This is a genomic window from Williamsia herbipolensis (assembly GCF_000964005.1).
Taxonomy (GTDB): domain Bacteria; phylum Actinomycetota; class Actinomycetes; order Mycobacteriales; family Mycobacteriaceae; genus Williamsia_A; species Williamsia_A herbipolensis.
The window spans coordinates 164,957-181,860 of record NZ_JXYP01000018.1; the positions used below are offsets into that span (position 1 = coordinate 164,957).

Annotated in this window: 17 protein-coding genes; 15 read left to right on the forward strand and 2 right to left on the reverse strand. The window is 69.4% G+C overall.

From position 1 onward, the window contains the following. The first annotated feature begins 30 nt into the window (after nucleotides 1–30). From pdxS to TU34_RS09465, 5 genes are all read left to right on the forward strand, one after another. Nucleotides 31–954 carry a pyridoxal 5'-phosphate synthase lyase subunit PdxS gene (gene pdxS, locus TU34_RS09445; RefSeq protein WP_045822590.1) on the forward strand — a complete coding sequence of 308 codons (924 nt, stop codon included), beginning with the start codon at nucleotides 31–33 and terminating at the stop codon, nucleotides 952–954. A gap of 70 nt (nucleotides 955–1,024) precedes the next feature. Further along, a complete protein-coding gene (locus tag TU34_RS09450) occupies nucleotides 1,025–1,819 on the forward strand; it encodes a PP2C family protein-serine/threonine phosphatase (protein ID WP_045822655.1) in 795 nt (264 codons plus the stop codon). Further along, entirely contained in the window at nucleotides 1,819–2,667 is an 849-nt protein-coding gene (locus TU34_RS09455) for an acyl-CoA thioesterase (RefSeq protein WP_045822591.1), read from the forward strand. Before TU34_RS09450 ends, TU34_RS09455 begins: the two co-directional genes overlap by 1 nt. Then, entirely contained in the window at nucleotides 2,664–3,281 is a 618-nt protein-coding gene (gene pdxT, locus TU34_RS09460) for a pyridoxal 5'-phosphate synthase glutaminase subunit PdxT (protein WP_045822592.1), read from the forward strand. The genes TU34_RS09455 and pdxT overlap by 4 nt, the downstream gene beginning before the upstream one ends. Before the next feature lie 103 nt (nucleotides 3,282–3,384). Then, nucleotides 3,385–4,140: a YebC/PmpR family DNA-binding transcriptional regulator gene (locus TU34_RS09465; protein WP_045822593.1), complete on the forward strand. Its 756-nt coding sequence runs from the start codon at nucleotides 3,385–3,387 to the stop codon at nucleotides 4,138–4,140. A 1-nt stretch (nucleotide 4,141) separates the two neighbouring features. Here the strand turns inward: TU34_RS09465 and TU34_RS09470 are convergent, their stop codons facing one another. Next, nucleotides 4,142–4,756, reverse strand: coding sequence for a nucleoside/nucleotide kinase family protein (locus tag TU34_RS09470; RefSeq protein WP_052688837.1), 615 nt, complete (start codon nucleotides 4,754–4,756; stop codon nucleotides 4,142–4,144). An 89-nt stretch (nucleotides 4,757–4,845) separates the two neighbouring features. Between TU34_RS09470 and ruvC the strand changes: the two genes are divergently transcribed. The 8 genes from ruvC (at nucleotide 4,846) to TU34_RS09510 (ending at nucleotide 13,571) form a co-directional block, all read left to right on the forward strand. Beyond that, on the forward strand, nucleotides 4,846–5,451 hold the full coding sequence (gene ruvC / locus TU34_RS09475) for a crossover junction endodeoxyribonuclease RuvC (protein WP_203225430.1): 606 nt from the start codon (nucleotides 4,846–4,848) through the stop codon (nucleotides 5,449–5,451). After that, nucleotides 5,448–6,050, forward strand: coding sequence for a Holliday junction branch migration protein RuvA (gene ruvA, locus TU34_RS09480; protein ID WP_045822595.1), 603 nt, complete (start codon nucleotides 5,448–5,450; stop codon nucleotides 6,048–6,050). Before ruvC ends, ruvA begins: the two co-directional genes overlap by 4 nt. Beyond that, nucleotides 6,047–7,159 carry a Holliday junction branch migration DNA helicase RuvB gene (ruvB, locus tag TU34_RS09485; protein ID WP_045822596.1) on the forward strand — a complete coding sequence of 371 codons (1,113 nt, stop codon included), beginning with the start codon at nucleotides 6,047–6,049 and terminating at the stop codon, nucleotides 7,157–7,159. The genes ruvA and ruvB overlap by 4 nt, the downstream gene beginning before the upstream one ends. Before the next feature lie 217 nt (nucleotides 7,160–7,376). Continuing rightward, nucleotides 7,377–7,763: a preprotein translocase subunit YajC gene (gene yajC / locus TU34_RS09490; protein WP_045822597.1), complete on the forward strand. Its 387-nt coding sequence runs from the start codon at nucleotides 7,377–7,379 to the stop codon at nucleotides 7,761–7,763. Between the two features lie 154 nt (nucleotides 7,764–7,917). Next, on the forward strand, nucleotides 7,918–9,438 hold the full coding sequence (secD, locus tag TU34_RS09495) for a protein translocase subunit SecD (protein WP_082080097.1): 1,521 nt from the start codon (nucleotides 7,918–7,920) through the stop codon (nucleotides 9,436–9,438). Beyond that, entirely contained in the window at nucleotides 9,438–10,595 is a 1,158-nt protein-coding gene (gene secF / locus TU34_RS09500; protein WP_045822598.1) for a protein translocase subunit SecF, read from the forward strand. Before secD ends, secF begins: the two co-directional genes overlap by 1 nt. Beyond that, nucleotides 10,592–11,140, forward strand: coding sequence for an adenine phosphoribosyltransferase (locus TU34_RS09505; RefSeq protein WP_045822599.1), 549 nt, complete (start codon nucleotides 10,592–10,594; stop codon nucleotides 11,138–11,140). Before secF ends, TU34_RS09505 begins: the two co-directional genes overlap by 4 nt. Before the next feature lie 148 nt (nucleotides 11,141–11,288). Further along, nucleotides 11,289–13,571 carry a RelA/SpoT family protein gene (locus tag TU34_RS09510; RefSeq protein ID WP_238981233.1) on the forward strand — a complete coding sequence of 761 codons (2,283 nt, stop codon included), beginning with the start codon at nucleotides 11,289–11,291 and terminating at the stop codon, nucleotides 13,569–13,571. Nucleotides 13,572–13,622: 51 nt separating this feature from the next. Here the strand turns inward: TU34_RS09510 and TU34_RS09515 are convergent, their stop codons facing one another. Further along, a complete protein-coding gene (locus TU34_RS09515) occupies nucleotides 13,623–14,687 on the reverse strand; it encodes a peptidylprolyl isomerase (RefSeq protein WP_338062994.1) in 1,065 nt (354 codons plus the stop codon). Between the two features lie 229 nt (nucleotides 14,688–14,916). Between TU34_RS09515 and TU34_RS09520 the strand changes: the two genes are divergently transcribed. Then, nucleotides 14,917–15,639: an MBL fold metallo-hydrolase gene (locus TU34_RS09520; RefSeq protein WP_045822601.1), complete on the forward strand. Its 723-nt coding sequence runs from the start codon at nucleotides 14,917–14,919 to the stop codon at nucleotides 15,637–15,639. Beyond that, complete coding sequence (gene hisS / locus TU34_RS09525) at nucleotides 15,636–16,901, forward strand: histidine--tRNA ligase (RefSeq protein ID WP_045822602.1); 1,266 nt, start codon at nucleotides 15,636–15,638, stop codon at nucleotides 16,899–16,901. Before TU34_RS09520 ends, hisS begins: the two co-directional genes overlap by 4 nt. Nucleotides 16,902–16,904 lie beyond the last annotated feature (3 nt).

The window sequence follows — 16,904 nt, forward strand, 5'->3', positions numbered from 1 at the left end:
GCGACCGAGGCAGTACGTACGTCAGGAGACATGACAGTGACCAGCGAGGCAACCACCGAGCACGATCAGCCGACCGGTGCCGGGACGGCGCGCGTCAAGCGCGGTATGGCCGAGATGCTCAAGGGCGGCGTCATCATGGACGTCGTCAACGCCGAGCAGGCGAAGATCGCCGAGGACGCCGGTGCGGTCGCGGTCATGGCCCTCGAGCGCGTTCCCGCCGACATCCGTGCCGAAGGTGGCGTGTCGCGGATGAGCGATCCCGACATGATCGACGGCATCATCGCCGCGGTGTCGATCCCGGTGATGGCCAAGGCCCGCATCGGTCACTTCGTCGAGGCCCAGATCCTGCAGAGTCTCGGTGTCGACTACATCGACGAGTCGGAGGTCCTCACCCCCGCCGACTACACCCACCACATCGACAAGTGGCGCTTCACCGTGCCCTTCGTGTGCGGTGCGACCAACCTCGGTGAGGCGCTCCGGCGTATCTCCGAGGGAGCGGCCATGATCCGTTCTAAGGGCGAGGCCGGCACCGGCGACGTCTCCAACGCCACCACGCACATGCGCACCATCGGCGGCGAGATCCGTCGCCTCACCTCGCTGTCGGCCGACGAGCTCTATGTCGCGGCGAAGGAGCTGCAGGCGCCCTATGACCTCGTGGTCGAGGTGGCTCGTCTCGGACGCCTCCCGGTCACCCTGTTCACCGCCGGCGGCATCGCGACCCCGGCCGACGCGGCGATGATGATGCAGCTCGGCTCAGACGGCGTGTTCGTCGGTTCGGGCATCTTCAAGTCCGGGAACCCGGCCGAGCGTGCGTCGGCGATCGTGCAGGCCACCACCTTCCACGACGACGCGGACGTGCTGGCGAAGATCTCGCGCGGTCTGGGGGAGGCGATGGTCGGCATCAACGTCGAGCAGCTCCCCGTCGGGCACCGGCTCGCCGAGCGGGGCTGGTAGCCGGTAGCCGCGGTGCGCGCGGGGGTGCACGAGCGACGATGGCGACGATGACGACGGGCGGGCGATGACGATGGCAGCGGTGGCGACAGTGCGCGATTCCGCGGCCTCGGGGTCCCACGAGGTCGGCGGCTTCGGGATCGACTGGGCTGCGGTCAGCGATGTCGGCCTGGTCCGCGAGGCCAACGAGGACGCGGCGCTGGTCACCGATCGGCGCTACCTGTTGGCCGACGGCATGGGTGGTCACGACTGCGGGGAGATCGCCAGCGAGACAGCGCTGGCCGCCCTGGGCGCCGTCGAACCGTCCGATCTGACGACCACCCGCGACGCCGTCCTCGGCGCTCTGCGTACCGCCGCCCACGACATCGGTGACATCGACTCGGCCAACGGCCGGCGCGCGGGCACCACGGTGACCGGCGCGCTCATCGTCGACTATGAGGGCGCCCCGCACTGGCTGGTGGTCAACATCGGGGACTCGCGCACCTACCGCTGGTCGGACGCCGTCATCGAGCAGGTGACCACCGACCACTCGCAGGTCCAGGAGCTCATCGACGCGGGGCATCTCACCCCGGAACAGGCCCGCGTCGACCCCCGTCGCAACGTCATCACGCGCGCACTGGGCGCGGGGATGGACGCCGAGGCCGACTTCTTCGTGTTCCCGGTCGTCGCCGGCGACGTCGTGCTGATCTGTTCCGACGGGCTCACCGGCGAGTTGCCCGATTCCGAGTTGGAGGAGATCATCGCCGAGCGCGCCGCGACACCGGACGCGCTCGCCGCCGAACTGGTGTCGGCGACGCTGGCGCTGGGGGCGCGCGACAACGTCACCGTCGTGGTCGCGGCGGTTCGTCAACTGGGAGAAGAGGACTGATGGCCACGATCGAGGAGATCCTGGAACTCGAGCCGATCGACGCCGACATCTATCGCGGCAAGGCCTACACCAGCCAGCTGCTGCGCACCTTCGGCGGCCAGGTCGCCGGACAGGCGTTGGTCTCGGCCACCCACACCGTCGCACCCGAGTACCGCGTCCACTCCCTGCACGGCTATTTCCTGCGACCGGGCAACCCCGACGAGCCGACGATCTTCCTCGTCGACCGGATCCGTGACGGCCGCTCGTTCTGTACGCGTCGGGTCACCGGCGTGCAGGCGGGCGAGGCGATCTTCACCATGTCGGCGTCGTTCGGGGTGCCGTCGGAGGGACTGGTGCACCAGGACGAGATGCCGCCCGCGCCCGACCCGGAGACGCTCGAGGACCCGTTCCAGACCCGCACCGAGGCACAACGATCGGTGTTCCGCGAGTGGGAGAACTTCGACATCCGGATCGTCCCGGCCGATCAGATGGTCCGGGCCGAGCGTTTCGCCGCCCAGCAGCGGGTGTGGTTCAAGTACCGCCACCGGCTGCCCGACGACCAGGTGTTCCACGTGTGCACGCTGGCCTACATGAGCGACATGACGCTGCTCGGTTCGGCAAAGGTCGCCCACCCCGATTCCAACCCCCAGTCGGCGTCGCTCGATCACGCGATGTGGTTCCTGCGGCCGTTCCGCGCCGACGAGTGGCTGCTCTACGACCAGACGTCGCCCTCGGCCGAGGACGGTCGCGCGCTCACCCAGGGCCGCATCTTCGACACGAGCGGTCGGATGGTCGCCGCGGTCACCCAGGAGGGTCTGGCCCGGGTGGGTCGCACCATGCCGACTGATCAGCACGCCCGACAGGGGTGAGCGGCACCGACCGGAGGCCGACGATCGGCGTGCTGGCCCTGCAGGGGGACGTCCGCGAACACGTGGCCGCGCTCGAGGCCGCCGGGGCCACCGCCGTCACGGTCCGCCGTCCCGCCGAACTCGACGCGATCGACGGCATCGTCATCCCGGGCGGCGAGTCGACCACCATGAGTCGACTGCTCGACCTGTTGGACCTGCTGGTGCCGCTGCGGACCCGACTCGCCGAGGGCATGCCCGCCTACGGTTCGTGCGCGGGCATGATCCTGCTGGCGTCCGACGTCCTCGACACCCGCCCCGACGCCCACCACCTCGACGCTCTCGACATCACGGTGCGGCGCAACGCCTTCGGACGTCAGGTGCAGTCGTTCGAGACCGACATCGACATCACCGACGTCCCCGGCGGGCCGATGCGGGCGGTGTTCATCCGCGCGCCGTGGGTGGAGGCGACCGGCGCGGGGGTTACCGTGCTCGGGCGCGTTCCCGACGGCCCCGCGGCCGGACGCGTCGTCGCGGTGCGGCAGGGCTCGGTGGTCGCGACGTCGTTCCATCCCGAGGTCACCGGCGATCTGCGCATCCACCGCTATTTCACCGACATCGTCGCCGCAGGCGCCTGACGTCGACGGAACGACCTGGCCCGGCGGGTAACATCGCTTCTCGCAGCATGACGTACGGCACGCGCGGACTCCACGGCGCGGCCAGGAGAGAGGGGCACCGGCGATGAGCGGCCATTCCAAGTGGGCCACCACCAAGCACAAGAAGGCGGTGGTCGACGCCAAGCGCGGCAAGATGTTCGCGAAACTGGTGAAGAACATCGAGGTGGCGGCGCGCACCGGTGGCGGCGATCCGTCGGGCAACCCGACGCTCTTCGACGCCATCCAGAAGGCGAAGAAGTCCTCGGTGCCCAACGACAACATCGAGCGCGCCCGTAAGCGCGGTGGCGGCGAGGAAGCCGGCGGCGCCGACTGGCAGACCATCATGTACGAGGGCTACGGCCCCAACGGTGTCGCGGTGCTCATCGAGTGCCTCACCGACAACCGCAACCGTGCCGCGGGCGAGGTGCGCACCGCGATGACCCGCAACGGCGGGAACATGGCCGATCCGGGGTCGGTCTCCTACCTGTTCACCCGGCGCGGAGTGGTCACGCTGGAGAAGGCCGACCAGACCGAGGACCAGGTCCTCGACGCCGTTCTCGAGGCCGGAGCCGAGGAGATCACCGACCTCGGCGACTCCTTCGAGATCATCAGCGAGCCGACCGACCTCGTGGCCGTGCGCACCGCACTGCAGGAATCGGGTATCGACTACGACTCGGCCGAGGCCAGTTTCCGTGCGTCGGTGGAGGTCCCGGTCGACGCCGAGGGTGCACGCAAGGTGTTCAAGCTCATCGACGCGCTCGAGGACTCCGACGACGTGCAGAACGTCTACAGCAACGCCGACATCAGCGACGAGGTCCTCGCCGAGCTCGACAAGGACTGAATCAGCCGATCCCGCCCACCGCGGGACGGTCCGGGTGGTCGTAGCGGACGCTGATGTCGGCGAGATCACCGATGTCGTCGGTGTGTTCGACGAGGGCGTCGACCGTCCATCGATCGGCGTCGGGTGTGCGGCGCCCGAGCGCGGCCGCACTCATCTCCAGGCGGACCGTCGGTGACAGGGCCAGACCACGTCCGAGCAGCATCGGTCCGGCGATGATCAGCACCTGGTCGGCCGCCGCTGTGGTCGGCCGATCCCGCGGCGAGCGGTCGGTCGCCTCGTCCCACAGACGCGGCAACCAGCAGCCCGAGCGATGGACGGCGGTGACGACCTCGCGGTCGAGGGCGGCGTAGTCGAACCACATGGTCCGGTAGCTCTCGGCGTCGGTGTGCCCGAATTCTTTCCGCACCGACGCCGGACGCACGTAGTCGCCGACCGCGACCACCCCCGCGGCCCGCCCCGTCGCGCGCAACGCGGCGGCCACACGCTCGGCCAGGTCGGTCGGATGCGCTGCGTCGGCGCCGTCGACACCGGCCACGACCACCCCGGGGCGTCGGGTGATGACCTCGACACACAGGTCGACGAGGGCGTCGGGGGTGGTCGGACGGTAGGTGGGCATCGGCGTCCATTGTGTCGTGTCGATCGGCGACGACGTCGGCCCGGACCGCTAGTATCTCGAACAGTTGTTCGTCTGCGGCGGGAGAATGCGTGCGTGTCATGGGAGTCGATCCCGGCCTGACCCGGTGCGGTATCGCACTCGTCGAGTCCGGTGGGGGCCGGGCGGTCACCGCGCTCGACGTCGATGTCGTGCGCACACCGTCGGACATGGATCTCGCCGAACGCCTCCTCGCGATCCACTCCGCGGCGGTCCACTGGATCGAGACCCACCGCCCCGACGTCGTCGCGGTCGAGCGGGTCTTCGCGCAGAACCAGGTGAGCACCGCCATGGGGACGGCGCAGGCCGGCGGCGTCGTCGCGCTCGCCGCGGCCCAGCATGGCATCCCGGTGCGCTTCCACACCCCCAGTGAGGTGAAGGCCGCCGTCACCGGCAGCGGTCGCGCCGACAAGGCGCAGGTCACCACGATGGTGACCCGCATCCTCGGGATGCAGACCAAGCCGCAGCCCGCCGACGCCGCCGACGCCCTCGCCCTGGCCATATGTCACTGCTGGCGAGGTCCGATCGCCGAGCGGCTCGCCGCCGCCGAGGCCCGTGCCGCGGTGCAGGTGGCCGCGGCCCGGGCCGCCGTCGCGCGTGCCGCCGCGGCCGACGCCGACCGTCGCGCGAAGGTCGCCGCGAACAGGACCCCACGGTGATCGCATCGGTACGCGGCCCCGTCCTGCACATCGCGCTCGACCATGTCGTGATCGACTGCGGCGGTGTGGGTTACCGCGTTCTCGCGACTCCGTCGACGCTGTCGTCGTTGCAGCGGGGGAGCGAGGCGACGCTGCTCACGGCGATGATCGTGCGCGAGGACTCGATGACGCTCTACGGGTTCACCGAACCCGACGCGCGTGATCTGTTCGCACTGTTGCAGACCGTCACCGGGGTCGGGCCCCGTCTCGCCATGGCCACCCTCGCGGTGCTCGAGCCCGCGGCGCTGCGGCACGCGCTGGCCGATTCCGACGTCAAGGCGCTGTGCACGGTCCCGGGTATCGGCAAGCGCGTCGGGGAGCGGCTCGTGGTCGAGCTGCGCGACAAGGTCGACAGGACGGGCGCGACACCGGACTCGGGTGCCGGTGTCGTGGCCTCGATGAGCGTCGGCGATCAGGTCGTCGAGGCCCTCGTCGGTCTGGGCTTCCCCGCGCCGGCCGCCGAACGCGCCGTGGCCGCGGTCCTCGCCGACGAACCCGACGCCGACTCCGCCCGCACGCTGCGCACCGCGCTGGCCTCCCTCGGCCGGGGCGCGCGATGAGCGAGGACACCTTCGGTGGCGCCGGCGACCCCGGTTCGTCCACCGACGATCGTGATGTCAGCCCGTTCACCGTCACCTCCGACGGCGATCTCGACACCAACCTGCGTCCGCGCAGCCTCACCGACTTCATCGGCCAGCCACGGGTCTGTGAACAGCTCGAACTGGTGCTCGCCGGTGCCCGCGGCCGCGGCGGCACGCCTGACCACATCCTGCTGTCGGGGCCACCGGGACTGGGCAAGACCTCCTTGGCGATGATCATCGCCGGCGAGATGGGCGCAGCCATCCGGGTGACCTCGGGACCCGCCCTTGAACGCGCCGGCGACCTCGCCGCGATGCTGTCGAACCTCGTCGAGGGCGACGTCCTGTTCATCGACGAGATCCACCGCATCGCACGTCCCGCCGAGGAGATGCTCTACCTCGCGATGGAGGATTACCGGGTCGACGTGGTGGTGGGCAAGGGACCCGGGGCCACGTCCATCCCGCTCGACGTCGCCCCGTTCACGCTGGTCGGGGCGACCACCCGCTCGGGGTCACTGACCGGTCCGCTCCGCGACCGGTTCGGGTTCACCGCGCACATGGAGTTCTACGAGCCCTCCGAACTGCTGCGGGTCATCACCCGGTCGGCGGGGATCCTCGGGGTGCGCCTCGACCACGAGGCGGGCGCCGAGATCGCCGGGCGCTCCCGCGGGACCCCACGTATCGCCAACCGCCTGCTGCGGCGGGTGCGCGACTACGCCGAGGTCCGCGGCGACGGACGCGTCACCCTCGAGGTGGCCCGTGCGGCGCTACGGGTCTACGACGTCGACGAGCTGGGGTTCGACCGCCTCGACCGCGCCGTCCTCGGTGCGCTGGTCAAGGGCTTCGGTGGCGGGCCGGTCGGTGTGTCGACGCTCGCGGTCGCCGTGGGCGAGGAACCGGCCACCGTGGAGGAGGTGTGCGAGCCCTTCCTGGTCCGGGCCGGGATGATCGCGCGCACCCCCCGGGGACGGGTGGCGACGGCCGCGGCCTGGCACCATCTCGATCTCACCCCACCGGCGGGCGCGCTGAACGCCTCGTTCGGCGTACGGGTCCGCGACGACGGCGACTCGCTGTTCGGCCCGGAGTTCTGACGCCCGGACGCCCCCGGGAGCGACCGGGTTCTCTCCCGGCGGGCGAAGATTGTCTGGGCCCGCCGTCGAGATGGCACACTGGATGCTCGAGCGTGGCGGCCGCCACGCCCCCGCGCACCGTCTGCCCCACGCACACGTGGGAGTTGCGGCGGTGACCGTCCCGACCCGGCCGCTGCCACCCGCACAGCCGGACAACACCAAGGATTGACCCACCACCATGGAACTGCTCTTCCCGATCGTCCTCGTCGTCCTCGTCGGCTTCATGTTCCTGTCCGTGCGCCGTCAGAAGAAGGCCGCCGCCCAGGTCCAGGAGATGCAGGACGCTCTCCAGCCCGGTGCCCGCGTGCAGACCACCTCGGGCATGTACGGCACCGTGGTCGGCCTCGCCGACGGCGTCGTCGACCTCGAGCTGGCGCCCGGGGTCGTGGTGCGCTGGAACCGCCTCGCGGTCCGTGAGGTCGTGCACGCCGACGATCTCGCCGGATCGTTCCCCGGCGCCGACACCACGCCGGCCGACGCGTTCGACGAGGACGACGACACCGGCTTCGACGCCGACGTCGATCGTCCGATCACGCTCGACAAGAAGGCCGACAGCGACAGCTGATCGAAACCACCCCGGCCGGCCACGTAGCCTGTCTGAGCGAGCCGCCGGGGATCAACCGGTGGCGAAACAGTCCATCCGAGGAGTCGTAGCACCCGTGGCACCGTCCAAACGTGAGATCCCGCCTGTGCGGTTGTTGAGCGTCTTCCTGTTGTTGATGGTCATCGTCTACGCACTGGTGTTCTTCACCGGCGGAGGCAAGCCCGAACCGAAACTGGGCATCGACCTGCAGGGCGGTACCCGGGTCACCCTCACCGCGCGCACGCCGGATGGCAGCGCGCCGCAGAAGGACCAGCTCGACAAGGCCAAGCAGATCATCGAGCAGCGCGTGAACGGCCTCGGTGTCTCCGGCTCCGAGGTCATCACCGACGGCAACAACCTCGTGATCACCGTCCCGGGCACCGACGGCCGTCAGGCCCGGACCCTGGGTCAGACCGCGCGCCTCTACGTCCGCCCGGTGGAGAACGTGCAGCCCGCGACCCCGCAGCAGGCGACACCCACGCCGGCGGGGCAGACCGCGGCACAGGCGATCGCCGCCGCCAAGGCGCTGCGCCAGGCTCCCGGCGGCGACGCCGCGGCCAACCAGGCGGCCGTGTCGAAGCTGACCGCGCAGATGGCCAAGACCGACTGCAACCCGCGCAACACCGACCCGCTGCAGGGCAACGACGACCCCAGCCAGTACCTCGTGGCGTGTTCGCAGGACGGTGCGCAGGTCTACCTGCTCGCGCCGCAGATCATCGACGGCCGCGACATCGCCGACGCGACCGCCACCACCAGCTCGCAGGGCGGCGCGTGGATCGTGCAGGTCGAGTTCCGCAACGCCGCGCGCGATTTCTGGCCCAAGTACACCGGCGCCAACATCGGCAAGCAGACCGCGTTCACCCTCGACTCGCGCGTGGTGAGCGCACCGCAGATCCAGGGCGCCATCACCACCCCGACCACCGAGATCAGCGGTAGCTTCTCGCAGTCCGGCGCCAAGGACCTCGCCAACGTCCTCAAATACGGGTCGCTGCCGTTGTCGTTCAAGTCGTCCGACGCGCAGACCGTCTCGGCCACGTTGGGCCTGTCGTCGCTGCGCGCCGGATTGATCGCCGGTGCGATCGGTCTCGTCGCCGTGCTGCTCTACGCGCTGCTCTATTACCGCATGCTCGGGTTCCTCACGATGCTGTCGCTGATCGTCGCCGGGATCATGGTCTACGGCATCATGGTCCTCCTGGGCCGCTACATCGGCTTCACGCTCGACCTCTCGGGTATCGCCGGCCTCATCATCGGTATCGGCATGACCGCCGACTCGTTCGTCGTCTACTTCGAACGAATAAAGGACGAGATGCGCGAGGGTCGCAGCTTCCGGTCTGCGGTTCCCCGCGGTTGGGCCCGCGCCCGCCGCACCGTCTGGTCGGGCAACGCGGTCAGCTTCATCGCCGCCGCCGCCATCTACTTCCTGGCCATCGGTGAGGTCCGCGGGTTCGCGTTCACCCTTGGACTCACGACCATCCTCGACCTCGTCGTGGTCTTCCTCGTGACGCATCCGCTGGTCGCGCTGGCCAGTCGGTCGTCGTTCCTGTCCAAACCATCGGTCAACGGTCTGGGGGGTGTCTCGGAGGTCGCGAAGGAACGCCGTCTGGCCGCCGCGCGCTCGGGTGCCGGTTCCGCAGCGTCGCAGAAGGAGAGCGTCTGATGAGCGACGACACCACCGGGTTCGACACCCCCACCGACGACCGCGCCAGCGAGGCCCGCAACAACGAGATCGCCAGGCGCCACTCGCTGCTGAGTCGCCTCTACACCGGCACCGGCGCGTTCGAGATCGTCGGCAAACGCAAGATGTGGTACATCGTCAGCGCCGTGATCATGTTGATCTGCGTGCTGAGCATCGTGTTCCGCGGATTCACCCTCGGCATCGATTTCGAGGGCGGTACCCAGATCTCGTTCGCCTCGACCCCGCAGACCTCCACCTCGGCGGTCGAGAAGGCGTTCTCCGACGCCATGGGCACCGACCCGCAGACGGTGCAGACCGCCGGGTCGGGATCGAGCGCGACCGTGCAGATCCGTACCTCGACGCTGTCGCAGGCCGACACCGAGAAGATAACCGCCGCACTCGTCGAACGGTTCGGCCCTCAGCTGACCGCCGACGACATCAACTCCTCCGACGTCAGCTCCACCTGGGGCGGTGAGATCACCGAGAAGGCGCTCATCGCGCTCGCGGTGTTCCTCGTCATCGTCCTGATCTACATCGCGGTCCGCTTCGACCGGGAGATGTCGGCCGCGGCCATGGCCTCGCTGATCTTCGACATCGTCTGCACCGCCGGCGTCTACTCGCTCGTCGGCTTCGAGGTGACCCCGGCGACCGTCATCGGCCTGCTCACCATCCTGGGCTTCTCGCTCTACGACACGGTGGTGGTGTTCGACAAGGTCGAGGAGAACGTGCGGGCGGTCCTCAAGACGACCCGCCGGACGTACGCCGAGCAGGCCAACCTCGCCGTCAACCAGACGCTGATGCGATCGATCAACACCACGGTCATCTCGGTGCTCCCGATCATCTCGCTGATGATCGTGGCCGTGTGGCTGCTGGGTGTGGGCACGCTCAAGGACCTCGGCCTCATCCAGCTCGTCGGTGTCGTGGTCGGTGCCTACTCGTCGATCTTCTTCGCCACCCCGCTGCTGGTCACACTCAAGGAGCGTCGCGGCGAGATCAAGAAGCACACCGAGAAGGTCCTGGCGCGCCGGGTGCGCATCGACGCCGGTCTCACCGAGCCGGAGCTGGCCACCGCGTCGGCCACGTCCCGGTCGGCCGGCTCGGAGGATCGCCCGTCCGGCAAGCGTCGCCGAACCCGATGACCGAGACGATCGAACGCGCACGGACGGCGATCGCCGACCACACGCGACTGGTGCCCGATTTCCCGTCGCCCGGTATCCAGTTCAAGGACCTGACGCCCGTGCTCGCCGACCCGGCCGGTCTCGCGTCGGTCACCGCCGCACTGGCCTCGGTGTCGGGTGACGTCGACCTCGTCGCCGGTATCGACGCCCGCGGGTTCCTCCTCGGGGGTGCGATCGCGCTGCACAGCGGTCTCGGTGTGGTGGCGGTCCGCAAGGCGGGCAAGCTGCCGCCGCCGGTCCACTCGGCGACCTACGACCTCGAGTACGGCTCGGCGTCGCTCGAGATCCCGGCCGACGGCATCGACCTGCGCGGGCGGCGGGTCTTCGTCGTCGACGATGTGCTCGCCACCGGCGGCACCCTGAACGCGGCCATCGGGTTGTTGCTCGACGCCGGTGCGATCGTCGCCTCGGCGGCGGTGGTCATGGAGATCGACGGTCTGCCCGGCCGTGCCGCGGTCACCTCGGCGCACCCGGATCTGACGCTGACCGCGCTCACCACCGGCTGAGGACTACCATCGCCACCAGCGCCGCGACCACCGGACGACGGTGTTCCGTCGGCGAGTCGAGGAGGTGCGTGTGACCGATCAGCCCGACGTGCGCGAGACCGATGGGGCGTCGCTCGACGTCGCCACCGATACCGACCCCCATCCCGCGGTGAGCACCTCCACGCCGGTCGGATCGTCGACCTCGCGCCGCGTGCGCGCCCGCCTCGCGCGCCGGATGACCGCCACCCGCAACCCGATCCGTCCGGTCCTCGAGCCGCTCGTCGCCCTGCACCGCGATCTGTACCCCAAGGCCGACGTCGCGGTGCTGCAGCGCGCCTACGAAATCGCCGACCAGTACCACGACGGTCAGTTCCGCAAGTCCGGCGACCCGTACATCACCCACCCGCTCGCCGTGGCGACCATCCTCGCCGACCTCGGCATGGACACCACCACCCTGGTCGCGGCGCTGCTCCACGACACCGTCGAGGACACCGGCTACAGCCTCGAAGCGCTGGGCGCGGAATTCGGCGACGAGGTCGCCCATCTCGTCGACGGCGTCACCAAACTCGACAAGGTCGCCCTCGGCAACGCCGCCGAGGCCGAGACCATCCGCAAGATGATCATCGCCATGGCGCGCGATCCGCGGGTGCTGGTCATCAAGGTCGCCGACCGGCTGCACAACATGCGCACCATGCGGTTCCTGCCGCCGGAGAAGCAGGCCCGCAAGGCCCGCGAGACCCTCGAGGTCATCGCGCCGTTGGCCCACCGGCTCGGGATGGCGACGGTCAAGTGGGAACTCGAGGACCTCTCGTTCGCGATCCTGCACCCGAAGCGCTACGAGGAGATCGTGCGCCTCGTCGCCGACCGCGCCCCGTCGCGCGACACCTACCTCGCGAAGGTGCGCACCGAGATCACCAAGACGCTCAACGGATCCCGCATCGACGCCACCGTCGAGGGACGCCCGAAGCACTACTGGTCGATCTATCAGAAGATGATCGTCAAGGGCAAGGAGTTCGACGACATCCACGACCTGGTCGGCATGCGCATCCTGTGTGAGCAGATCCGGGACTGTTACGCCGCCGTCGGTGTCGTGCACTCGTTGTGGCAGCCGATGGCGGGCCGGTTCAAGGACTACATCGCCCAACCGCGGTACGGCGTCTATCAGTCGTTGCACACCACCGTGATCGGTCCGGAGGGCAAGCCGCTGGAGGTGCAGATCCGCACCCGCGACATGCATCGCACCGCCGAGTTCGGTATCGCCGCGCACTGGCGCTACAAGGAGACCCGCGGCCGCAACGGTGCCAAGCACGTCGACGACGCCAACGAGATCGAAGAGATGGCCTGGATGCGTCAGCTTCTCGACTGGCAGCGGGAGGCCGCCGACCCCGGCGAGTTCCTCGAGTCGCTGCGCTACGACCTCGCGGTCAAGGAGATCTTCGCGTTCACACCCAAGGGTGACGTGATCACGCTGCCCGCCGGTTCGACCCCGGTCGACTTCGCCTACGCGGTGCACACCGAGGTCGGACATCGTTGCATCGGTGCCCGCGTGAACGGTCGCCTCGTCGCGCTGGAACGCACGCTGGAGAACGGCGAGGTGGTGGAGGTGTTCACCTCCAAGGCGCCCAACGCCGGGCCCTCGCGCGACTGGCAGGGCTTCGTGGTCTCGCCGCGTGCGAAGACGAAGATCCGTCAGTGGTTCGCCAAGGAGCGTCGTGAGGAGGCGCTCGAGGCAGGCAAGGACGCGATCACCAAGGAGGTCCGCCGCGGCGGACTCCCGTTGCAGCGGTTGATGAGTGCGGAGTCGGTGGGCTCCATCGCGACCGAACTGCGCTACGCCGACGTCTCGGCGCTGTACACCGCCATCGGCGAGGGCCACGTGTCGGCCCGCCACGTCGTCGGTCGACTGGTCGCCGCACTCGGAGGCCTCGACGACGCCGAGGAGGAACTGGCCGAACGGTCGACGCCGTCGACGATGCCGACGCGCACCCGACAGACCGGCGACGCCGGGGTCCTGGTGCCCGGTGCCGAAGGTGTCGTCGCCAAACTCGCCAAGTGCTGTACGCCGGTGCCCGGCGACGAGATTCTCGGGTTCGTGACCCGCGGTGGGGGCATCAGCGTCCACCGCACCGACTGCACGAATGCCGATGCGCTGCAACAGCAGTCCGAGCGGATCATCGACGTCACCTGGGCGCCGTCACCGTCGTCGGTGTTTCTCGTCGCGATCCAGGTCGAGGCGCTCGACCGGTCCCGGCTGCTGTCGGACGTGACGCGCGTGCTCGCCGACGAGCGGGTGAACATCCTCTCGGCATCGGTGACGACGAGCCGCGACCGTGTCGCGATCTCCAAGTTCACCTTCGAGATGGGTGACCCCAAGCACCTCGGCCACGTGCTCAACGTGGTGCGCAACGTCGAGGGTGTCTACGACGTCTACCGCGTGACGTCGGCGTCCTAGCGGCGCGCGTCGACCGGTCCGACCGCGGGGTCGACCGGTCGCCGCGACCGCTCAGCTGACGGTGGCCTTCTCGATCTCGACGGCCAGCTTCGGCTTCCCGTCGCCCGGCGTCGGTGCGTAGGTGACCGCGCCGGTGTTGGGATCCTGCGAGGGTCGGATGCCCGGCGTGAGTCCACCCTTGTAGACCTTGTCGAGCACCGCGAGCCCGGCGTCGTCGACCTTGCCGATGACGCTGTAGTTCGCCGGGAGCTCACTGTCGTTGATGACCAGGAACATCTGCGCCGAACCGGTGTTCGCGCCCGAGGCCTGGCCGCCCTGACCGGGCTGATAGCTGTTGGCGATCGCCACCGTGCCTCGGGGATAGACCACCGAGGCCGGCACACCCAGCGACGCCATCTGCGGGTCCTGCGGGACGGCCTTGAGATCGGTGGGGAACTCGTCGGGGCTGGTCCACCCGGGCGCGCCGGCGCCGGTCGCGGTCGGGTCGCCGCACTGCAACACGGCGATCTTGCCCGTGCCGCCCTCGGTCATCCGGTGGCATTCGGTGTTGTCGTAGTACTTCTGGTCGATCAGCGAGGCCACGGCGGCCACGTTGCACGGCGCCGACGCCCGATCGAGCTCGATGGGGATGGTGCCCTGACTGGTGGTCAGCGTCGCGGTGAGATCACCCTTCTTGAGCTGACGGTCGGCCGGCATCTTCGCCGTGCGCTGCTTGGACTTGCCCGCGGTGAAGTCGGCGACGAACTGCTTGGCCCGGGCCAACTGCTCACCGCTGAGGTTCGGCGGGATCTGCGGCGGCTGGGAGAACGGGTTCGCGTCGGCGGGGGTCGGGGTGTAGGCGCACGCGGTGTAGCGGGCCTTCTCACGATCGTCGAGCACCTTGTTGGTGACCAACGTGCCCACGGTGGCGATGACGGCCACGGCGACGACCACGGAGGTGGTGACGACGATGATCTTGCGGCGTCGCGCGGCGGCCTGCTGCGTCCCGAGCCGGTGCTCGAGCTTGCGCTTGGCCTCGGCCCGACGCTGCTCGTTGGTCATCTGCTCACCGCCGACCTCGGGTTCGTTCGACGTGTTGTCCGAAGCGTTGTCTTTGCCGGTTGGGTCGCTGGGCACAGCCGCGATACCTCCATCGATGACCACTGGGACGCCGTGTGCGTCGTCGACGCACGGCTCGTGAGGAGGTGACGTCAGCCACCTCTGCCGCCTGCGAGTCTGCCAGCCGACCCTGTGAACACCTCTCAGGGGTGGGCGCGGGCGCCGGGCGTGTCCCATGGCCGCGGCGGGAGAGCACCGTTCACAGGGGCCTTTGCGATGATGTACCGATCGACCGAAGGAGCAGACGTTGTTGATCACCGGTTTCGCCGCGGGGATGTTCGCGACCAACTGTTATGTGGTCGCGGACCGTCCCGGTTCCGAGGCCGTCATCATCGACCCCGGCCAGGACTCGGCGGCGAGCGTGCGCGCCCTGCTCGCCGAGCACTCCCTGACACCGGTCGCGGTGCTGCTCACGCACGGTCACCTCGACCACACGTGGGACGCCGCGGTGTTGTGCGACGAGTACTCGATCCCGGCCTACATCCACCCCGCCGACCGGCACATGCTGGCCGATCCGGCGTCGGGGATCGGGCCGGCGTTGTCGTCGGTCATCGGCGGGATCGTGTTCCGGGAACCGGAGAAGGTGATCGAGTTCGTCGACGGCGAGCCGGTCGACCTGGCGGGGATCGGTTTCGACGTCGATCTCGCGCCCGGCCACACACGGGGGTCGGTGTTGCTGTCGACCCTCGCCGACACCGGCGACGGCACGTTACCGGTCTGCTTCTCCGGCGACGTACTGTTTGCGGGGTCGATCGGGCGTACCGATCTGCCCGGGGGCGATCACGAGCAGCTGCTCCGCAGCATCGCCACCACGCTGTTGACCCGTAGCGACGAGACCCAGGTGCTGCCCGGACACGGGCCGCAGACCAGTGTCGGTCGCGAGCGGGCGGTCAACCCGTTCCTCGCCGGCCTGCCCGGCGTCGACGACAGCGCCGAGAACGGACCGAGGAAAGGACGACACGGACTGTGAGCTCTGTGTTCCAGGCGCCGCGTGGCATCCCCGACTATCTGCCGCCGAACTCGAGCCGGTTCCTCGCCGTCCGCGACGAGCTGATCCGTGCGGCGCGACTGGCCGGCTACTCCCACATCGAACTGCCGGTCTTCGAGGACACCGCGCTGTTCGCGCGGGGTGTGGGGGAGTCGACCGATGTGGTGTCGAAGGAGATGTACACCTTCGCCGACCGCGGTGACCGCTCGGTGACGTTGCGTCCCGAGGGCACGGCCGGGGTCATGCGGGCGGTGTTGCAACACGGGCTCGACCGCGGGCAGCTGCCGATCAAGCTGAGCTATCACGGCCCGTTCTTCCGCTACGAGAAGCCGCAGACCGGCCGGTACCGCCAGCTGCAGCAGGTCGGCGTCGAGGCCATCGGTGTCGACGACCCCGCTCTCGACGCCGAGGTGATCGCCGTCGCCGACGAGGGGTTCCGCCGCTGTGGCCTGCGCGGCTACCGTCTCGAGATCACCACCCTCGGCGACGACACCTGCCGTCCCGCCTACCGGGAGGCGTTGCAGCAGTTCCTGTTCGGCCTCGACCTGGACCCCGAGACCCGTCGGCGCGCGGAGATCAACCCGCTGCGTGTTCTCGACGACAAGCGACCCGAGATCAAGGCGGCCACCGCCGACGCCCCGTTGATGATCGACTTCCTCTCCGATTCGGTGCGCGACAACTTCGCGGCCGTGCGGGGCCACCTCGATCGACTCGGCGTCGCCTACGAGGTCAACCCGCGGCTGGTGCGGGGTCTCGACTACTACACGAAGACGACGTTCGAGTTCGTCCACGACGGGCTGGGCGCGCAGTCGGGCATCGGTGGCGGTGGACGCTACGACGGGTTGATGAGTCAGCTCGGCGGCAAGCAGGAACTCTCGGGCATCGGGTTCGGACTCGGCGTCGACCGCACGGTCCTCGCCCTCGACGCCGAGGCTGTCCCGGACACCACCTCGGCGCGGTGTCGCGTCTACGGCGTCCCGATGGGGGAGGCGGCGCTCGACCGTCTCGTCGTGATCGCGGGCGAACTGCGGTCCAAGGGCGTCAGCATCGACATCGCCTACGGCGGTCGGGCCCTCAAGGGCGCCATGAAGGGTGCCGACCGGTCGGGCGCGCGACTCGCGTTGGTGCTCGGCGATCGTGAACTCGAGTCGGGTCAGATCGAGATCAAGGATCTCGCCGACGGGTCCCAGCGCACCGTCGCCATCGGCACCGTCGTCGACGACGTGGTCGCCACGGTCGGCTGAGAA

What these genes read in the sequence shown, in the direction of transcription:
- TU34_RS09505 (WP_045822599.1), top strand. Translation starts at nt 10,592, where the DNA reads ATGACCGAGACGATCGAACGCGCACGGACGGCGATCGCCGACCACACG.
- secD (WP_082080097.1), top strand. Translation starts at nt 7,918, where the DNA reads ATGGTCATCGTCTACGCACTGGTGTTCTTCACCGGCGGAGGCAAGCCC.
- TU34_RS09470 (WP_052688837.1), bottom strand. Translation starts at nt 4,756, where the DNA reads ATGCCCACCTACCGTCCGACCACCCCCGACGCCCTCGTCGACCTGTGT.
- TU34_RS09450 (WP_045822655.1), top strand. Translation starts at nt 1,025, where the DNA reads ATGGCAGCGGTGGCGACAGTGCGCGATTCCGCGGCCTCGGGGTCCCAC.
- yajC (WP_045822597.1), top strand. Translation starts at nt 7,377, where the DNA reads ATGGAACTGCTCTTCCCGATCGTCCTCGTCGTCCTCGTCGGCTTCATG.
- ruvB (WP_045822596.1), top strand. Translation starts at nt 6,047, where the DNA reads ATGAGCGAGGACACCTTCGGTGGCGCCGGCGACCCCGGTTCGTCCACC.
- TU34_RS09465 (WP_045822593.1), top strand. Translation starts at nt 3,385, where the DNA reads ATGAGCGGCCATTCCAAGTGGGCCACCACCAAGCACAAGAAGGCGGTG.
- pdxS (WP_045822590.1), top strand. Translation starts at nt 31, where the DNA reads ATGACAGTGACCAGCGAGGCAACCACCGAGCACGATCAGCCGACCGGT.
- TU34_RS09455 (WP_045822591.1), top strand. Translation starts at nt 1,819, where the DNA reads ATGGCCACGATCGAGGAGATCCTGGAACTCGAGCCGATCGACGCCGAC.
- secF (WP_045822598.1), top strand. Translation starts at nt 9,438, where the DNA reads ATGAGCGACGACACCACCGGGTTCGACACCCCCACCGACGACCGCGCC.